Genomic DNA, 15,764 nt, shown 5'->3' on the forward strand with positions numbered 1-15,764 from the left:
ACATGGCGGCGGGTGAGAACGGCAGATCAGCGCGCCAGCGCGTCCAGCAGCTGTTGCGCTTGCACAGGTTTGTGTAGGAAGGGCACACCGCTGGTTCGGATGTCGGTGATGCGTTGCGGCGCGGTCTCGCCGGTCACCAGCAAGGTGCGCAGGTGGGGTGAGGTGTTGCGCAGCACCAGGAGGTAGTCCAGGCCGTTGCGTTCTCCCGGGAGCCGGAAGTCGGAAACGACGGCGTCGATCGGGTGTCGCTGCAGCAGGTGCTGCGCCTGCGCCAGATCGCCGGCGGGATACACCGTGCAACCGCGCGCGCAGAGCACCAATGCCATGGCCTCGCGGCTGGCCGGCTCGTCGTCAATGACGAGCACATGGCGCGGCAGGCTGTTCGCGGCGTGAACCGGGGGAACAAGGCCAGCGTCTGCCGGGCTTGCCGGGTGGAGCCTGCGCCCGTCGGCCTGTTTCACCCACACCCGAAAGCGGGTGCCTCGCGACGGCATCGATGAGAGCGCCATGGGATGTTCCAGCAGGCTCGAGAGCCGTTTGACGATGGACAGGCCGATGCCCAGACCGGATGCGCGGTCGCGTTGTGGATTGGCCAGCTGGTAGAACTCGTCGAACACCCGTTGTTGATGTTCTGTCGCGATGCCGATGCCGGTGTCGACCACCTCGAAGCGGACCCAGCCGGCCCGTCCCGCGGGGACCCCCGCCCTTGCCGCGACGAGCACACCACCGGTGCGCGTGTATTTGATGGCGTTGTCGATCAGATTGCCGAGCAGGCGCGTGAGCAGCTGCACGTCGCTCACGACGACCAGATCACCCGGCGCCCGGAACCGAAGCTGCAGGTCGCGCTCCTGGGCGCTGCCGGAGAACATGTGGTGCAGCGACAGGAACAGCTCGTGCACGCGCACGGGCTCCAGCGTGGGTTGCACGGCGCCCGCATCCAGCCGGGAGATGTCGAGCATGGTGTCCAGCGACTGGTTCAGCATGCGCACCGAGTGGCTCAACCGCGTGACCGTCTGTGCGCTGTCCGGATCGAGCCGGGACCGTTCCAGCACCGAGGTGAACAGCGAGATGGCATGAAGCGGTTGGCGCAGATCGTGGCTGGCGGACGCGAGAAAGCGGCTCTTTTCCCGGTTGGCGTTTTCGACCAGTTCCACCTGCTGGGCCAGGCGGCGGGCGAGGTCTTCCTTTTCAAAGCGCACCGTCAGCGACTGCTCGAGCAGGTCCGCCTGCTGGAACGTCCACTTGAGCGTCATCACCAGAAAGAGCGTCATGCAGAAGGCCAGCACCGAACCGACCAGGCCACCGTGCCAGAGGCAGGCGGAGATCATGCCGGCGGCCGCCGGGATGCTGAACGCGGCGATGGTCTGGCGGTGGGTGGAGACGATCGCGGAGCCGAGCGATATCGCACCCATGATGAACACGGAGATGAGAATCAGAGGGTCCACGTTCCGGTGCGCGTGGAGCAGCCAGGGTGCGGCCCCCCACATGGCGCCCAGCAGAAAGATGTCCCGGACACGGCCTTGCAGGATGCGGGGCAACTCGTGGTCCTGCAGGGGGCCGTGGGCTTCCAGCTTTCTGCGCTGCACGTAGCTCGTGAAGACGACGATGTAGAACAGGCCGAGCCAGACCAGGGGAAGCAGGGACGTCCCATTCAGGTAGAACAGGATCGCCAGCGGCGTGGCGAAAGGGATGGGCGAGAGGATGCGCACCGGCCCGGTCTTTTGCAGCAGGAGCGCGAGCTGGATGCGCTGCACGGCCAGTGGCGACCGGGCTTGCACGCCCATCGACTGGTGGATGTTCGTCAGCAGCTTCTCGATCACACCAGGCTCAGGAAAACAGCCCGATCAGCTCGGCGCGGGAGCGAACGTTGAAGACGAGAAAAATCGTCGAAACGCAATTCTTCACCGAGCCCAGCACCAGCCCGGTTTCGGCGGCGATCGCCTGGTTGTCGAGGCCGCTGAGCAGCAGCTCCAGGACCTGGATCTGGCGGTCGGTCAACCGGACCCCAGGCCTCAGGTTCTGGCTGCGGGCCGCCGCGCCGTGCTTCCCCGGGCGATGGTTTGCCGTGGAGGCGCTCTCAATCGCCGCGAGCATGCCCTTCAATCCATCGGTATCGCCCGTCTTGCAGAAGTAGCCCCAGGCACCGTGCGCCAAGGCTTCTTCGCGGACGCGGGGATCGTGCGTGCCCGACACGACCACGATCGGCAACTGCGGATAGAGCTGCCGCAGGAGTTTGAGGCCGGTCAGGCCGCGGGTGTCGCCCAGGTTCAGATCGAGCAACAGCAGAAAGACCTCCTCGGCGCGCTGCTTTAGAAACAGCAGGGCCTGTTCCAGGCTGTGCGCATCGGCCACATGGAACCGGTCCGCGAAGTGCTGAACAATCACCTGGCGCAAGCCCATCCGCACCAGTTCGTGGTCGTCCACGGCCAGTATCGTTTTGCATCGCTGGTTTTCTGACATCGCCAGATGTTAGCCGCGGCAGCATCGTGGCCGCGGTGGGCGCAAGGATTCGCCGCTTATGCCTCGGGACGGCCCGTTTCCTCCTCGTCGCGCTCATACCGCCTGGCGAGTGGGAACGGTGGCAGCCAGGATTCGCGGCGCACGGTCCAGAGTTCGTAGGTGGGCACGAACTGGTCGGGCGCGTCGAGGGTGCCCAGGTTGACTTCGATTTCGTCGCCACTGCGCCCATACACCGACGAGCCACAGCGAGGACAGAAGAACCTGCCGGCGTAGTCGCTCGTTTCGCCTTCGACGGTCACGGCGTTCTGCGGAAAGATCGCGGAGGCGTGGAAGAGCGCGCCGTGGTGTTTCCGACAGTCGAGACAGTGGCACAGGCCCACCCGATGGGGTCTGCCGGTGGCTTCAATTCGAACGTTGCCGCACAGGCAACCACCCGTGAATCGGTCCATGCTGCGTCTCCTGGGATCGACCGCCATTGTCTCCCCGGCACCCGGTCTTCGGAAACGGTTTTTTTGACCGCGGACCCACGGGCGTTCAGTAGGTGATGAACACCGTGTGCGCCTGGGTACCCGAGCATGTGGGCCCGGTGCAGGTGCCTGCCTGACCCGCCTGCATGTTGCCGGTGAGCGTGACCGCCTGGCCGGTGTTGCCATTGCCGCTGCCCGAAGCGGGCGAAGGGGTGATGGTGTAGCGCAGACCTTGGAGCACGGCGGGGTTCGGGCTCACCGAGATGGTCCACGGCAGGCCCGAGCTGCAGCGCAACATGAAGCTGGTGGTTGAGGTTTGTGCTGTGGCGCTGAACGCGGTGTAGTTGAACGCCAGGTTGCCCGGATAGGTGTTGAACACGCACTGGTTGTTCACGCCCACGGTCATCACCACCGGTGCGTTGGGGCTGAGCGCGCCCGCGTTGCTGTTGGGGTATTGCGCGAAGATGTTGAAGGTGTCGCTGTAGACGCCGGCCGCGGGTGAAGGGGGGTTGGCGCCAGCGCCCACCTGAACCCGGATGCAGTAGTTCAGCGTGGTCGTGGCCGTCAAGGCGGCACCAAAGTTCAAGGTGCCGATTTGAACATTGCCAGTGCCCGTGGCGGGCGCGCGCCAGTTGCTGTTGTTGTTGCAGGTGCTGCCGCGGCTCGCCGTGGCAGCGGCGCCGGCCGCGAAGGGGCACGTCAGAAGAAGGCCGCACAACATGCCCGCCACCCGGCGGCAGGCGTTGCAGGCTGCGTTCATGGCATTCCAGAGATCAGTAGGTGATGATCAGCTGGCGCACCTGAGTCAGCAGGCCCGGGTTGTGAGTGCCTGCCTGGCCTGCAGGCATGGCGCCTGACACGGCATAGCGGTAGGTGTCGGCTGTGCCGGTGCTGGAGGTTGTGGCCGCCGAGCCCGCCGTGATGGCACCTGCTGCGACGGCCAGCGTATAGCGCAGGCCGGCAACCACGCCTTCGCCCGTCGCCGTGGCTGCCGCAGCGGTGCTCGTCATGTCGGTGCCGGTGTCGAAGGCCACGGTGGGGGCGGCGGCAAAACCGCGCGTGCATTCGAAATCGATGTTGATGCCGGCGGCGTTTTGTGCGCCGCCCTGGAACGCGATGTAGGTGCCGAAACTGAGCGTCTGGTTGTCGGAGCCGGTCTTGACCCGGCAGACGGAGGTCAGTGTGACGGACGCGTTGAAGGTGGCGCTGACATTGGCGGCCAGTGCTTGCTGGCCCACCAGGCCGACGGCGCAAAGCAGGAGAACGCGGAACGGGGTCTTCATGGAACTTCCTTTGTGGCGAATGAGGCGCCCGCGCGATGTGCGTTGACCTCGGGTTGCGGGACGAACATGTGGGGATGTGGAATGGACCGATTCCCGTTCTGCATGCATGCCCCGGACCTGAGGCTATCGGCCCGGTCGCGCTCCGTCGGCGTTGGACACCAAGCCATGCCGGATGGGAACCAAATTGCCTGTTTGTGGAATGAAATATTCATTTCCTGCACCGGTCACCGGCGCAGGAACCCCATCTCCGTTGCGCGGGCTAGGCCGAAAAGGAGATCGCGCCGCTGACCAGCAACAACAGGGCGCCCACCGCCGCCATCACGATCGCGAACGACCCCGGCATCCCGCGCAAGCGTTGGAGAGGAGCCAGCATGCGGCGTCGGCGCTCGCGCTGCTGAGCGATGAGATGCAGGCGCCGCGCTGCCGCTTGGCATTCGGTGATGTAGTGGGTGCGGTCTGGAATGCGCCAGTCGGGTTGCATCAAGGCCTTGTTGCGCACCGCCTCGAAGTAGCGCAGCCTTTTGTCCAGCTGGTTCGGAAGGGCCGGATGCACGCTGTCGAGCTTGCTGTGAATGCCCCGGCCTTTGCCGCCGAACTCGCGCGCCAGAATGTCATCGATCTCGGCAACGATGCTGAGCACGTCCCGCAACGTCACCATGTGCAGGCTTCGGCGGCTTTGGGTGCCCGAAGCCTCGCTGTCGTCGCTGCGGGTGGAGGTCGAAGCGGTGAACGAAGTGGTCAACTCGCTTTCGAAATCTCTCACCATGTTGATGGCCGTCACCCGGCTGAACTCCGGGCAGGTCACGACGTTGTCGGAGGCCATCTCGCTGGAAAAGATGTTCAGCTCCTTGGCCAATGAGTTTGAAGAGACGGCCAGCACCAGTGGTTTGAGCGTCGTTTTCGAGGCGCACGAACTGAACGTGCTGACCGATCCCCATCATCTGAGAACGATCCTGACGAACCTGCTGTCCAACGCCATCAAGTATTCGTCGCGCGGCCTGGTGCGGATCACCGCCACGTCGCCGGCGCCACAGTCGGTGGTGATCACCGTCGCGGACAACGGGATCGGCATCCCGACGGACGACCTGAACAAGATATTCGAGCCTTTTGTCCGATTGCCTTATCGAAAGGACTCGGTGGATGGCATCGGGCTCGGTTTGGCCATCGTCAAACAGACGGCCGATCTCATCAAAGCCCCCATTCAGGTGGAATCGCTGGTGGGGCAGGGAACCACCTTCTTCCTGACCCTGCCCCGCAGCCAGGACCTGCAGGCAGTGGTCGCACCCGCCAAGGACACCTACCTTCGTGGGTTGCGCATCGTCGTCGTGGACAACGATGAAATCGTGCTGGAAAGCATGGCGCGCACGCTGGAGGAGTGGGGCTGCCGCGTCATCGCCGCGTGCGACTGGGTTGGCCTGGAAGCCAAGTTGGAAATGACGTCCAGCCCGATCGACCTGATCCTGACCGACTTTCATCTGGACGCCGGACTGTCTGGCTATGAATTGATCAAGCGGGTCCGCAAGCGGGCCGGGGCACAAATCCCGTCCATTCTGCTGACCGGGGATGTGGAAATCCGGCATGGCCCGGAAAGCACCGCCACCGCCGTTGTCATCGCCTACAAGCCCCTGCCCTACGAAAAGCTGGCAAATCTCATCCAGGAGACCATTTCTTCCTTTGGGGCCCAGGCGTCAGGCAACGCTCCCTGAAGGTGGCCAGCGCGGCTGGCCCTTTTGTGTTACATTACGCAGTCGCCTTGAGCGACCAGCCGCATCCCGACTTCACTGCCAGGATGCAACCGCCCCCGGCAGAGGGGCTGCTGGTCCAGCCCCTCCAAGGTGCCGCCACACCGCTTTCTCACAGCACCGTGGCCTTCTTCCTCCCTGCTGTTGCCGATGCCTCTGCCGTGGCTCGTGCGCCGGTTCTGGCTTGACGCATCCGCGCCACGCCGAGATCGGATGAACCGGTGGGGCACCCCGGCGCATGGGGCTGCCACCTGTTATTTGTTTCGGGCATCCACGACGCCACGGTACCGACCGCGCGTCCCGCCCACTGATGTTTTTGATGATTCACACGAACGACACAACGATTACGAGACTGTCTCCCCTCACCATGGGCAAATACCGCATCGCGGCTTTGCCCCGCCTTCTGCCGGACGGCCTTTTTGCCGCGCAGGTCTCCATTGCCAGCGGCCATGGCAGCGCGTCCACCGACCGGGTGATCCGGTTCGACAGCGCCTTTCCCACACACGACGCGGCGGCCGATTACGCCCTTGCGCAAGGCATTGACTGGGTGCACGACTCGGTCCGCCTTTCCGCCCGCCCGAACTGACCGATACACTTCAAGCAAAGGAAACACCATGGCCAAAGAAGAACTGATCGACATGATGGGCATCGTCAACGAGGTGCTGCCCGACACGCGCTTTCGCGTCACGCTGGACAACGGTCATCAATTGATCGCTTATTCGGCCGGCAAGATGAAGAAGAACCACATCCGCATCCTGGCGGGTGACCGGGTGTCGCTGGAGCTCTCGCCCTACGATCTGACCAAGGGCCGCATCAACTTCCGCCACATCGAAGGCCGCGGCCCGATGGTGCCGCGCAAGCCGCGCTGATCCTTCGTTTTTCTCAGTAGAACAGGGCCTGCAGGTCGACGCTGCTGCGTCGGCCCACGTCGGCGTGGTGCGCCGACAGCCAGGCACTGCCGTGCTCGCGGCCCAGCGCGAACAGCATTTCAAAAAAGCGCATGTTCGCCGCGGCCTTGCTCTCGGTGCTCAGCTCGCGCATGACCTCGCTGGCCTCGATCACGTGAAAGTGCGTGCCGGCCAGGCGCCGGTCGAGCTCGCCCCGGCGCCACCAGGGGCTGTGGGCCGCGCGCTCGCGCAGGTGCGCAAACATGCGCATCTCGCGCAGGAACGTGGCGTTGAACGCCAGCTCCATCATGCGGCTCTTGATGTCCGCCGCCGACTGCGGCGTGGCGCTGTGCTTGAGCGGGGCCAGCATCACCAGCACGATGTCGCGCGCGCGGCACTCGTGAAACAGCGGGAACACCGCCGGATTGGCCGCGTAACCCCCATCCCAGTAAGGCTCTCCATCGATCACCACGCTGCGGTGCATGGTGGGCAGGCAGGCCGAGGCCAGCACCGCGTCGGGCGTGAGCTCCCCTGAGCGGAACAGCCGCAGCTTGCCGGTGTTGACGTTGGTCGCCGCGACGAACAGTTTGACCGGGCTGCGCGCGCGCAGGCGCTCGAAATCGACCTGGCTCGACAGAATCTTGCGCAAGGGGTTGAGGTCGAACGGGTTGAGCTGCTCGGGCGAGAAGTAGTGGGTCCACTGCAGCATGAGCTGCATGGCCGGCGCCAGCCGCATGTCCTTGCCGTCGGCCGTGGGCAAGGCCACCTCGAACGGCATGCTGGCCGCCACGGCGCTCCAGAAGCCCCTGAGCGCGGCGCGCGCGCCCTCCGCTCCCCCGGCCATCAGGCCTTGCGCCAGCAGCACCGCGTTCATCGCGCCCGCGCTGGTGCCACTCACGCCGTCGAAGCGCAGGCGCCCATCCTCCAGCAGGGCATCGAGCACGCCCCAGGTGAAGGCGCCGTGCGCGCCGCCGCCCTGCAGGGCCAGGTTGACGGTGGGCGGACCGCGCCAGCGCAGGGCCATGGGGCCTACCCGCGTGTGCGCCGGGCCCGCACGGCGCCCGCCAGGCCCTCGAGCACCGGCACGGTCTGCTCGAACGAGATGCAGGCATCGGTCACGCTCACGCCCGCCTGCAGGGGTTGGCCAGGCACGATGTCCTGCCGGCCTTCGTGCAGGTGGCTCTCGATCATCACACCCACGATGCGGCGCTCGCCCGCGCCGATCTGCGCGGCCACATCGGCGGCCACGTCGATCTGCCGGCGGTGCTGCTTGCTGCTGTTGGCGTGCGACACGTCGACCATCACCTGTTCGCGCAGGCCGGCTTTCTGCAGCAGGCCGCAGGCGGCGGCGACGTCCGCGGCGCTGTAGTTGGGCTGCGCGCCGCCGCGCAGGATCACGTGGCAGTCGTCGTTGCCGCGCGTCTCGAAAATCGCGGCCTGCCCCATCTTGGTCATGCCCATGAAGGCGTGCGCGGCGCGCGCGGCCTGGATCGCATCGGACGCGACCTTGACACCGCCGTCCGTGCCGTTCTTGAAGCCCACCGGGCAGCTCAGCCCGCTGGCGAGCTGCCGGTGGCTCTGGCTCTCGGTGGTGCGCGCGCCGATCGCGCCCCAGCTCACCAGGTCGCTGATGAACTGCGGGCTGAGCAGGTCCAGGAATTCGGTGCCCACCGGCAGGCCCAGCGCGAGCACCTCCAGCAGCAGTGCGCGCGCCATCTCCAGCCCTTCGTTGATCGCGAAGCTGCCGTCGAGGTGCGGGTCGTTGATGTAGCCCTTCCAGCCCACCGTGGTGCGTGGCTTCTCGAAGTACACGCGCATCACCACCAGCAGGTCCTCCTGCAGGGCGTCGGCCTGGGCCTTGAGGCGCTCGGCGTAGTCGATGGCCTGGGCGTGGTCGTGGATGGAGCACGGGCCGACGACGACCACAAGGCGGTCGTCCTGCCCATGCAGCACGCGCGAGATCGCGGCGCGGCTGCTTTCCACCAGGGCTTGCGCGGGATCGGGCGCGGGCAGCCATTCCTGCAGCAGGGCCGGCGTGATGAGGGGGCGCACCGCGCCGATGCGCAGGTCGTCGATGCGGGTGGTGTCGTGGGTGGACAGGACGGTGTGCGGGGTGTGGGTTTTCATGACAGATCGAAATGTCGGGCTGATGACAAAGAAGCGGCCCGAGGTCCGTGGGCGCGCAAAAAAGTCACGTTCGGTGGATTCTGGGGCATGGGCGGTTTCAGGCGTTGAAGCGCGCGGTCGACAGAGACAGGCCCACCGTGTGGGCGATGGAAGATGGACAGGACGATGAAGACCTTTTACCTCGGACTCGTGGCAGTGTGCCTGGGCAGCGGCCCGGCCCTGGCGCAGACGACCGCGCCCGGCGACCCGCCCGCGAGGGTGCTGGAGCCTTTCAAGAACGAGGTCTGGATCAACGTGGGCGGCTTCTCGCGCCACTTTGCCCGCCACAACGGCTACAACGAGAACAACCTGGGCCTGGGCGCCGGGTACCGCACCAGCGCCGAGCTGTCCTACATGGCCGGCGCCTACGACAACAGCGTGCACAAGACCACCTCGTACGTGGCCATGAACTGGCAGCCCTGGTCGCTGGGGCTGATCAAGCTGCGCGTGGTTTGAGGGCCTGCGCATCCGGGCGCTGTGTGTGCGTCTGGATGAAGCGGGGCAGGGCGGCGCGCGTGCAGCGCTGCAGGGCCATCAGAAAACCGTGATCGGGCTCGTCCACACCATGGCGTGCGCGCAGGTCGTGCTGGATGCGGCCCAGCAGCTCGGCCGCCATCTCGGCGTCGGCCAAGGCCCGGTGTGCCTGGCCGGTGCGCGGCAGCCGGAAAAAATCCACCAGCGAACCCAGCTTGTGGCTCGGCGCCTCGGGGTAGAGCCGGCGCGAGAGCAGCACGGTGCAGGCAAAGGGTTGCGGCGCCTGCGCGCCGGCGCGCTCGAGCTCGGCCGTCCAGAAGCGGCGGTCGAACGCCGCGTTGTGCGCCACCATGGGCACCTCGCCCACGAAACGCGCGGCCTCGCGCATCACGGTGTCGGCCGGTGGCGCGGTCTCGATCATGGCGTTGGTGATGCCGGTCAGCTGCGTGATGAAAGACGGGATGCGCACGCCCGCGTTCATCAGGCTCTGGTAGCGGTCCACCACGCGCCCCTGTTCGGTGATGACGATGGCCACCTCGGTGGCGCGGTCGCCCATGGTGGGCGAGATGCCGGTGGTTTCGAAGTCGATGACAGCAATGCGGGACATGGGGCTGAACTGTAGCGCGGCGCGCACCCCATGCGCTGAAGCCCCGGTGTCGCCGAAAGACGCCGGGGCTCCGGTGGGCGGGCCGTTCAGCGCTGGACCACCACCAGGGTCTGCGTCATGTAGCGGTGCGGCGCCTGTTCGCGGTAGGTGATGCCGGTCTGGCCGTCGGCCACCAGCTCACCACGCGCCCAGGCGGTGCGCAGCTCGGCCCGCACGTCGGCGCGGGTCTTCATCGATGCCATGGGCATGGTGGCGTAGCGGCCAGGGTTGAGGTCGCGGTAGGTGGCACCGGTCTGGCCATCGGCGATCAGCGTGCCGTTGCGCTGCGCTTCGGCGAGTTCGGCGCGCACCTGGTCGCGCGTCTTGGGCGACGCAGCGTCGGCGGCCAGCGCCATGCCGGCGCAGGCGGTGGAGAGGGCCAGGGCGATGAGGGAGAGGCGGGCGAGTTTCATGGGAGGCTCCTTGGGGTTGTGCCGGCGGTGCCGGCGTTGGCTTGCCCACTGGATACGCGCTCATCCCGCCACTGGATTCAACCCGGTGCGCGCTCAGCCCACCGCCTTGGGGTACAGCACCATCTGCGTGCAGCGGAACAGGGCGATCGTCTTGCCCGTTTCGCGGTGCGTGACCACCGCGTCCCACACCTGCGTGGTGCGGCCCAGGTGCGCGGGTTTGGCCACGCAGTCGATGGTGCCTTCCAGCGCCGTGCCCAGGTGGTTGCTCTTGAGCTCGATGGTGGTGAAGCCGTTGGCCTCCTTGGGCAGGTTGGCCACGCAGCCGTAGCCGCAGGCCGTGTCGGCCAGCGTGACCACGCTGCCCGCGTGCAGGAAACCATTGGGTGCCATGGTGTGGGGCTGCACCGCGAGTTCGGCGCGCACCTCCTGCGGGCTCACCTGCGTGAAGACCAGGCCGAGATGGCCCGGCAGTTTGCCCACGCCGCGTTGGTTGAATTGTTCGGTGAGGTCGGTCATGCGGGTCTCCTGTTTTTTGGAATGAAAGGGCGAGGGGCTCAGCGCGTCCAGCTGCCCAGCCGGATCGCGATCGCCAGGGTGGAACCATAAACGACCAGGCTGAGCGCGACCACCGCGAACAGGCCGCTGGCCGAGGTCTGGAACACATGCACGCAGAGCCAGCCGCCCACCCCGAGGATGACGAGGCGGCCCATGCTGCCCGCGAGCGGCCAGAACATGCGGCCCGCGCCCTGCGAAGCGAAGAACAGCGCCAGGCCCAGGCCGAAGAAGCCGTAACAGCCGCCCACGATGTTCAGGTAGCTGGCGCCGAAGGCCAGCACCGCGGCGTCCTGCGTGAAGAGGTTCATCCACAGCCCGGGTGCGATCGCGGTCGCCACGCCGATGGCGCCCGTGATGGCCGCCACCACCGCGCCACCGGCCCAGGCCACGCGCACCGCGCGCGGGGCCTGCCCCGCGCCCATGTTGGTCGCGACCATCGCGGTCAGCGCGGTGCCGAAGCCGAACGCGATCGGTACCAGGATGTACTCGAGCCGCGCCGCCACGCCGTAGCCCGCGAGCGCGGCCGTGCCGTAGTGGCCCACGAACGCCGTGGCCACCGCGATGGAGGCGTTGCTGATCACCGGGCTGAGCGAGGCCGGCAGGCCCACGCGCAGGATCTCGCGCCACAGCGAGCGCTGGGGCCACCACGGTGTGCGCCCCAGGTGCACCGCGCCGTCGCGGCGCAGCAGCCAGGCCACCATCACCACGGCCGACAGCGCGTTCACCGTGAGCGTGCTCAGGGCCGCGCCGGCCACGCCGATGCCCGGCACCGGGCCCCAGCCGAACACCAGCAGCGGGCTCAGGCCCAGGTGCATCAGCGCGGTGGCCACCAGCAGCAGCGAGGGCAGCAGCATGTTGCCCGCGCCGCGCACCACGGCGGCCAGCACGTTGGTGAACCAGATCACCGCGGCGCCCGCGAACAGCGCGTTCGAATACGCCAGCGCCGCCTCCAGCGCCGGCCCGCGCCCACCCATGGCGGCGAAGATGCCGCGCCCGCCGCCGAGCATGGCCGCCATGAACAGCACTGCCAGCAGCGCGGCGATCAACAAGGCCTGCTGCGCCAGCCGGCTCGCGTCCTCGCGCCGGCCCGCGCCCAGCGCGCGCGCCACGGCGGCGGTGGTCGCGCCGCCGATGCCACCGGCCGACATCTGCAGCATCAGCATCGACAAGGGGAACACCAGCGCGATGCCGGCGAGCGCGTCCGCCCCCACCAACCCGAGGATGTAGCCGTCGTAGCCGATCACGATGGTCATGGCGAACAGGCCCATCACATTGGGCGTGGCCAGCCGGAACAGCGTGGGCAGCAGCGGCGCGTGCAGCATCTGCTGCACGCGGGTCTGGGCGGGGTCGGCGCGCGGTGCGTCGACGGGCAGGACAGCGCTCATGGGGGGCTCCGCTCAGGCGCGCGCATCGCGCAGGTAGATGCCGGGTTCGGCCGAGAGGCCGCGCTTGACCTGCTGCGTGAGCTCGTCGCCCAGCACCTCCTCGGCACCGGCTTCCAGCGCGTCGAAGGCGCGGCGCACGATGGCCTCGGGTGTGGACTTGGGCATCTCGATGCCGCGCGTGAGGTCGGTGTCCACGAAACCCATGTGCAGGCCCAGCACCTGCGTGCCCTGCGCGCGCAGGTCGTGGCGCAGCCCGTTCGTGAGCGCCCAGGCGGCGGACTTGCTCGCGCCGTAGACCGACAGCATGGGCGAGTTGATCCAGCTCGCGATCGACAGCACGTTGAGCAGCGCGCCGCCGCCGTTGGCCGCGAGCACCGGCGCGAAGGCCTGGCTCACGCGCAGCAGGCCGAAGAAGTTGGTCTCCAGGTGCGCGCGCGCCGAGGCCTCAGCCCCATCGGCGAAGAAGCCGCCCAGCGAAGCGATGCCGGCGTTGTTCACCACCAGCGTCACGTCGCTCGCGTGGCGCGCCGCGGCGGCGACCGCCGCCGGGTCGGTCACGTCCAGCGCGATCGGCTCCACGCCCGGCAGCGTCACGCTGGCCGGGTTGCGCGCCCCGGCGTAGACCTTGCGCGCGCCGCGCGCCAGCGCCTCGCGCGCGAAGGCCAGGCCGATGCCCCGGTTGGCGCCGGTGATGAGAACGGTGGCGTTGTGAAGCTGCATGGTGAAAGTCCAGTCAATGAAGGAAGGGAGACAAGGTGAATATGACGATCGTCATATTTGTGGGCGAAGCAAAACGGGGCACATGAAAGCCGGCAGGGTTCAGGTGGAAGGGGAAGAAGAAACGTCGTGCCGCGCCAGCAGGGCGCGGCGGTTGTCGGCCAGCAGGGCCTTGCCCTCGGCGTTGTCGCCCAGCGCGCGCGCCAGCTGCAGCGCGCCCACCAGCTGGCTGGCGATGGCGGCGGCCAGGCCGGGGGCCGCGCCCTCGGGCAGCGCGCGCTCGACCGCCGACACCAGGCCGCGCACGCGCTCGGCGGCGGCGGCGCGCACATCGGGCGACTGGCGCGGCATCTCCGACACCAGGGCCGCGACCGCGCAACCGTTTTCGGTGCCGCTCAGGTGGCGCTCCGACAGGTAACCGTCCACCAGCGCGCGCAGGGGGCTCGCACCCTCGGCCTCGCGCGCGGCGTTGCCCTTGGCGATGCGCGCCGCGCTCTGCTGCCCGGCGTGCGCCAGAGCCTCGGCCAGCAGCGCGTCGCGCGAGGCGAAGTGGGCGTAGAAGCCGCCGTGGGTCAGGCCGGCCTCTTTCATGATGTCGCCCACGCCCACGCCCTGGAAACCCGCGCGGCGGATCGCCCGCGACGCGGTGTCCACGATGCGTTCGTGCGTGAGGGCCTTGCGGTTGGGCGCGATTTCCATGGTGGCGGGATTGTAGCCGTCAATATGACGACCGTCATATTTCACCCGATCAACGGCGCAACCGCGCCCGGCGCTAACGCTTCGACGCCACCACCACCGAGCTGCGCCACGAGGCCATCGCGCAGTCCACGATGCGCAGCAGCTGTTCCTCGCCCATGCCGTCGCGCGCCTGCATCGACAGGCCCTCGAGCACCGTGGTGTAGTACATCGCGAGCAGCGCCGAGTCGACCTGCGGCGGCACGTCGCCGTCGGCGATGCCGCACTCGATGCGGTGCTGGATCGCGTCCTGCGCGCGCAGGCGCAGCTCGCGCAGGTGGGCGCGCACCTTCTCGTTGGCCGGCACGCCCACGGTGGCGCCGAGCACCACCATGCAGCCGCTCGGCCGGCTCGGGTTCACGTAGGCGATGGCGTGGCTGCGCAGCATGGCCGCGATGGCCTCGAAGGCCGTGGGCTCGTCGGTCAGCGCCAGCTCGGCCTCGGGATTCTCCGTGCGCTCGTAGAGGTCCACCGCCTCGCGGAACAGCGCTTCCTTGGAGCCGAAGGCCGCGTAGAGGCTGGGCGGGTTGATGCCCATGGCCGTGGTGAGGTCGGCGATGGACGTGCCGTCGTAGCCGCGGTCCCAGAACACCAGCATGGCTTTGGCGAGCACGGCATCGCGCGCGAAACCGGGTGGGCGACCTCGGGTGGCCATGGCGTTTCCTTTCTGTATGAGTGGTCGAAGAATTCGGGCCGGGCGCGAACCGGTCCGCCTTTCTACCATTTTGAAGTCATCACTACGAAAAGGACTCGACATGAAACCGCTCCAAGGCAAAGTGGCGCTCGTCACCGGCGGCAGCCGGGGCATCGGCGCGGCCATCGCGCGCCAGCTCGCGCAGCACGGCGCCGAGGTGGCCTTCACCCACCAGCACGTCTCGGCGCAGGCGCAGCGCACCCACGACGCCATCGTGGCCGAGGGCGTGCGCTGCAGCGCCATCCAGGCCGACAGCGCGGACCGCCTGGCCCTGGCCGCCGCGGTGGGCCGCGCGCGCGAGGTGCACGGCCGGCTGGACATCCTGGTCAACAACGCGGGCATCTACGCCGGTGGCGCCATCGACGAGACCACCGATGCGCAGCTCGACGCGCTGGTCGCCGTGCACATGGCCGCGACGGTGATCGCCACGCGCGCCGCGGTGCCGCACATGGCGCCGGGCGGCAGCGTGATCAGCATCGGCAGCTGCCTCTCGGAGCGCGTGCCGGAGGCGGGCTGGAGCCTGTACGCGATGAGCAAGGCCGCGCTGGTCGGCCTCACCAAGGGCCTGGCGCGCGACCTCGGGCCGCGCGGCATCACGGCCAACCTGGTGCTGCCCGGCCCGATCAACACCGACATGAACCCGGCGGACAGCCCGCAGGCCGAGGGCGAGCGCGCCCATGTGGCGCTGGGCCGGTACGGTGAGCCGCACGAGGTGGCGGCGCTGGTGGCCTTCCTGGCCGGCGACGGCGCGCGCTTCATCACGGGCGCATCGATCGCCGTCGACGGGGGGTACGCCGCATGATCGCCTCTCAGGAAAAAACCGCCTGGCTGATCCTGCTCTTCGCGGCCCTGCTGGAGCCGGTGTGGCTGATCGCGCTCAAGCGCTCGCAGGAGTTCACCGTGTTCTGGCCCAGCGTGATCGGCCTCGGCGTGGTCGCGCTGAGCCTGGGCCTGCTGACGCTGGCCCTGCGCGACCTGCCCATGGGCACCGCCTACGCTGTGTGGGTGGGCGTGGGCTGCGTGACGGTGGCGCTGTCGGGCATCACCTGGATGGGGGAGAGCGGCGACCCGTTCCGGCTCGCCTGCATGGGCCTGATCCTGGTCGGCGTGGCCGGCCTCAAGGCCACGACGTAGCGCCGG

At 68.0% G+C, this 15,764-nt stretch carries 21 protein-coding genes; 6 read left to right on the plus strand and 15 right to left on the minus strand.

Features of this window, described 5'->3' with window-relative positions; all coding sequences use genetic code 11:
- Positions 1-26 precede the first annotated feature (26 nt).
- From ABSY19_RS13990 to ABSY19_RS14015, 6 genes are all read right to left on the minus strand, one after another.
- The gene (locus ABSY19_RS13990; RefSeq protein WP_382163626.1) at positions 27-1,820 is read right to left on the minus strand and encodes an ATP-binding protein; all 1,794 of its coding nucleotides are present in this window, start codon (positions 1,818-1,820) and stop codon (positions 27-29) included.
- 7 nt (positions 1,821-1,827) lie between these two features.
- Positions 1,828-2,424 (minus strand): response regulator, encoded by a 597-nt coding sequence (locus ABSY19_RS13995; RefSeq protein ID WP_382163628.1) that lies wholly within the window; start codon positions 2,422-2,424, stop codon positions 1,828-1,830.
- Positions 2,425-2,516: 92 nt separating this feature from the next.
- Positions 2,517-2,909 carry a GFA family protein gene (locus ABSY19_RS14000; RefSeq protein ID WP_382163630.1) on the minus strand — a complete coding sequence of 131 codons (393 nt, stop codon included), beginning with the start codon at positions 2,907-2,909 and terminating at the stop codon, positions 2,517-2,519.
- An 85-nt stretch (positions 2,910-2,994) separates the two neighbouring features.
- Complete coding sequence (locus tag ABSY19_RS14005; RefSeq protein WP_382163632.1) at positions 2,995-3,687, minus strand: hypothetical protein; 693 nt, start codon at positions 3,685-3,687, stop codon at positions 2,995-2,997.
- Positions 3,688-3,700: 13 nt separating this feature from the next.
- The gene (locus ABSY19_RS14010) at positions 3,701-4,210 is read right to left on the minus strand and encodes a spore coat protein U domain-containing protein (RefSeq protein WP_382163634.1); all 510 of its coding nucleotides are present in this window, start codon (positions 4,208-4,210) and stop codon (positions 3,701-3,703) included.
- Between the two features lie 259 nt (positions 4,211-4,469).
- The gene (locus ABSY19_RS14015) at positions 4,470-4,991 is read right to left on the minus strand and encodes a hypothetical protein (protein WP_382163636.1); all 522 of its coding nucleotides are present in this window, start codon (positions 4,989-4,991) and stop codon (positions 4,470-4,472) included.
- On the opposite strand from ABSY19_RS14015, the gene ABSY19_RS14020 reads away from it, so the two are divergent.
- From ABSY19_RS14020 to infA, 3 genes are all read left to right on the plus strand, one after another.
- Complete coding sequence (locus tag ABSY19_RS14020; RefSeq protein ID WP_382163638.1) at positions 4,975-5,916, plus strand: ATP-binding protein; 942 nt, start codon at positions 4,975-4,977, stop codon at positions 5,914-5,916. The genes ABSY19_RS14015 and ABSY19_RS14020 overlap by 17 nt on opposite strands.
- Before the next feature lie 355 nt (positions 5,917-6,271).
- Positions 6,272-6,538, plus strand: coding sequence for a hypothetical protein (locus ABSY19_RS14025; RefSeq protein ID WP_382163640.1), 267 nt, complete (start codon positions 6,272-6,274; stop codon positions 6,536-6,538).
- Between the two features lie 28 nt (positions 6,539-6,566).
- Positions 6,567-6,821, plus strand: coding sequence for a translation initiation factor IF-1 (infA, locus tag ABSY19_RS14030; protein WP_056265133.1), 255 nt, complete (start codon positions 6,567-6,569; stop codon positions 6,819-6,821).
- A gap of 13 nt (positions 6,822-6,834) precedes the next feature.
- On the opposite strand, the gene ABSY19_RS14035 is transcribed toward infA, so the two are convergent.
- A complete protein-coding gene (locus ABSY19_RS14035) occupies positions 6,835-7,863 on the minus strand; it encodes a patatin-like phospholipase family protein (RefSeq protein WP_382163642.1) in 1,029 nt (342 codons plus the stop codon).
- Positions 7,864-7,868: 5 nt separating this feature from the next.
- On the minus strand, positions 7,869-8,966 hold the full coding sequence (locus tag ABSY19_RS14040) for a 3-deoxy-7-phosphoheptulonate synthase (protein ID WP_382163644.1): 1,098 nt from the start codon (positions 8,964-8,966) through the stop codon (positions 7,869-7,871).
- Between the two features lie 165 nt (positions 8,967-9,131).
- On the opposite strand from ABSY19_RS14040, the gene ABSY19_RS14045 reads away from it, so the two are divergent.
- The gene (locus ABSY19_RS14045) at positions 9,132-9,461 is read left to right on the plus strand and encodes a hypothetical protein (RefSeq protein ID WP_382163646.1); all 330 of its coding nucleotides are present in this window, start codon (positions 9,132-9,134) and stop codon (positions 9,459-9,461) included.
- Here the strand turns inward: ABSY19_RS14045 and ABSY19_RS14050 are convergent.
- The 7 genes from ABSY19_RS14050 to ABSY19_RS14080 all read right to left on the minus strand — a co-directional run bounded on the left by ABSY19_RS14050 (position 9,442) and on the right by ABSY19_RS14080 (position 14,585).
- Complete coding sequence (locus ABSY19_RS14050) at positions 9,442-10,086, minus strand: PolC-type DNA polymerase III (protein ID WP_382163648.1); 645 nt, start codon at positions 10,084-10,086, stop codon at positions 9,442-9,444. The genes ABSY19_RS14045 and ABSY19_RS14050 overlap by 20 nt on opposite strands.
- A gap of 86 nt (positions 10,087-10,172) precedes the next feature.
- On the minus strand, positions 10,173-10,538 hold the full coding sequence (locus ABSY19_RS14055) for a DUF4148 domain-containing protein (RefSeq protein WP_382163649.1): 366 nt from the start codon (positions 10,536-10,538) through the stop codon (positions 10,173-10,175).
- 93 nt (positions 10,539-10,631) lie between these two features.
- On the minus strand, positions 10,632-11,054 hold the full coding sequence (locus tag ABSY19_RS14060; protein ID WP_382163651.1) for a PaaI family thioesterase: 423 nt from the start codon (positions 11,052-11,054) through the stop codon (positions 10,632-10,634).
- A gap of 38 nt (positions 11,055-11,092) precedes the next feature.
- A complete protein-coding gene (locus tag ABSY19_RS14065; protein WP_382163653.1) occupies positions 11,093-12,478 on the minus strand; it encodes an MATE family efflux transporter in 1,386 nt (461 codons plus the stop codon).
- 12 nt (positions 12,479-12,490) lie between these two features.
- Positions 12,491-13,198, minus strand: coding sequence for an SDR family oxidoreductase (locus ABSY19_RS14070; RefSeq protein WP_382163655.1), 708 nt, complete (start codon positions 13,196-13,198; stop codon positions 12,491-12,493).
- Positions 13,199-13,297: 99 nt separating this feature from the next.
- On the minus strand, positions 13,298-13,894 hold the full coding sequence (locus ABSY19_RS14075; RefSeq protein WP_382163657.1) for a TetR/AcrR family transcriptional regulator: 597 nt from the start codon (positions 13,892-13,894) through the stop codon (positions 13,298-13,300).
- Between the two features lie 73 nt (positions 13,895-13,967).
- Positions 13,968-14,585 (minus strand): TetR/AcrR family transcriptional regulator, encoded by a 618-nt coding sequence (locus ABSY19_RS14080; protein WP_382163658.1) that lies wholly within the window; start codon positions 14,583-14,585, stop codon positions 13,968-13,970.
- A 100-nt stretch (positions 14,586-14,685) separates the two neighbouring features.
- On the opposite strand from ABSY19_RS14080, the gene ABSY19_RS14085 reads away from it, so the two are divergent.
- Together ABSY19_RS14085 and ABSY19_RS14090 are read left to right on the plus strand one after the other, a co-directional pair.
- Complete coding sequence (locus ABSY19_RS14085; protein ID WP_382163660.1) at positions 14,686-15,426, plus strand: SDR family NAD(P)-dependent oxidoreductase; 741 nt, start codon at positions 14,686-14,688, stop codon at positions 15,424-15,426.
- Complete coding sequence (locus tag ABSY19_RS14090) at positions 15,423-15,758, plus strand: multidrug efflux SMR transporter (RefSeq protein WP_291111674.1); 336 nt, start codon at positions 15,423-15,425, stop codon at positions 15,756-15,758. The genes ABSY19_RS14085 and ABSY19_RS14090 overlap by 4 nt, the downstream gene beginning before the upstream one ends.
- Positions 15,759-15,764 lie beyond the last annotated feature (6 nt).

The sequence above is a fragment of the Hydrogenophaga sp. ANAO-22 genome, assembly GCF_042466645.1.
In the GTDB taxonomy this organism is placed as follows: domain Bacteria; phylum Pseudomonadota; class Gammaproteobacteria; order Burkholderiales; family Burkholderiaceae_C; genus Hydrogenophaga.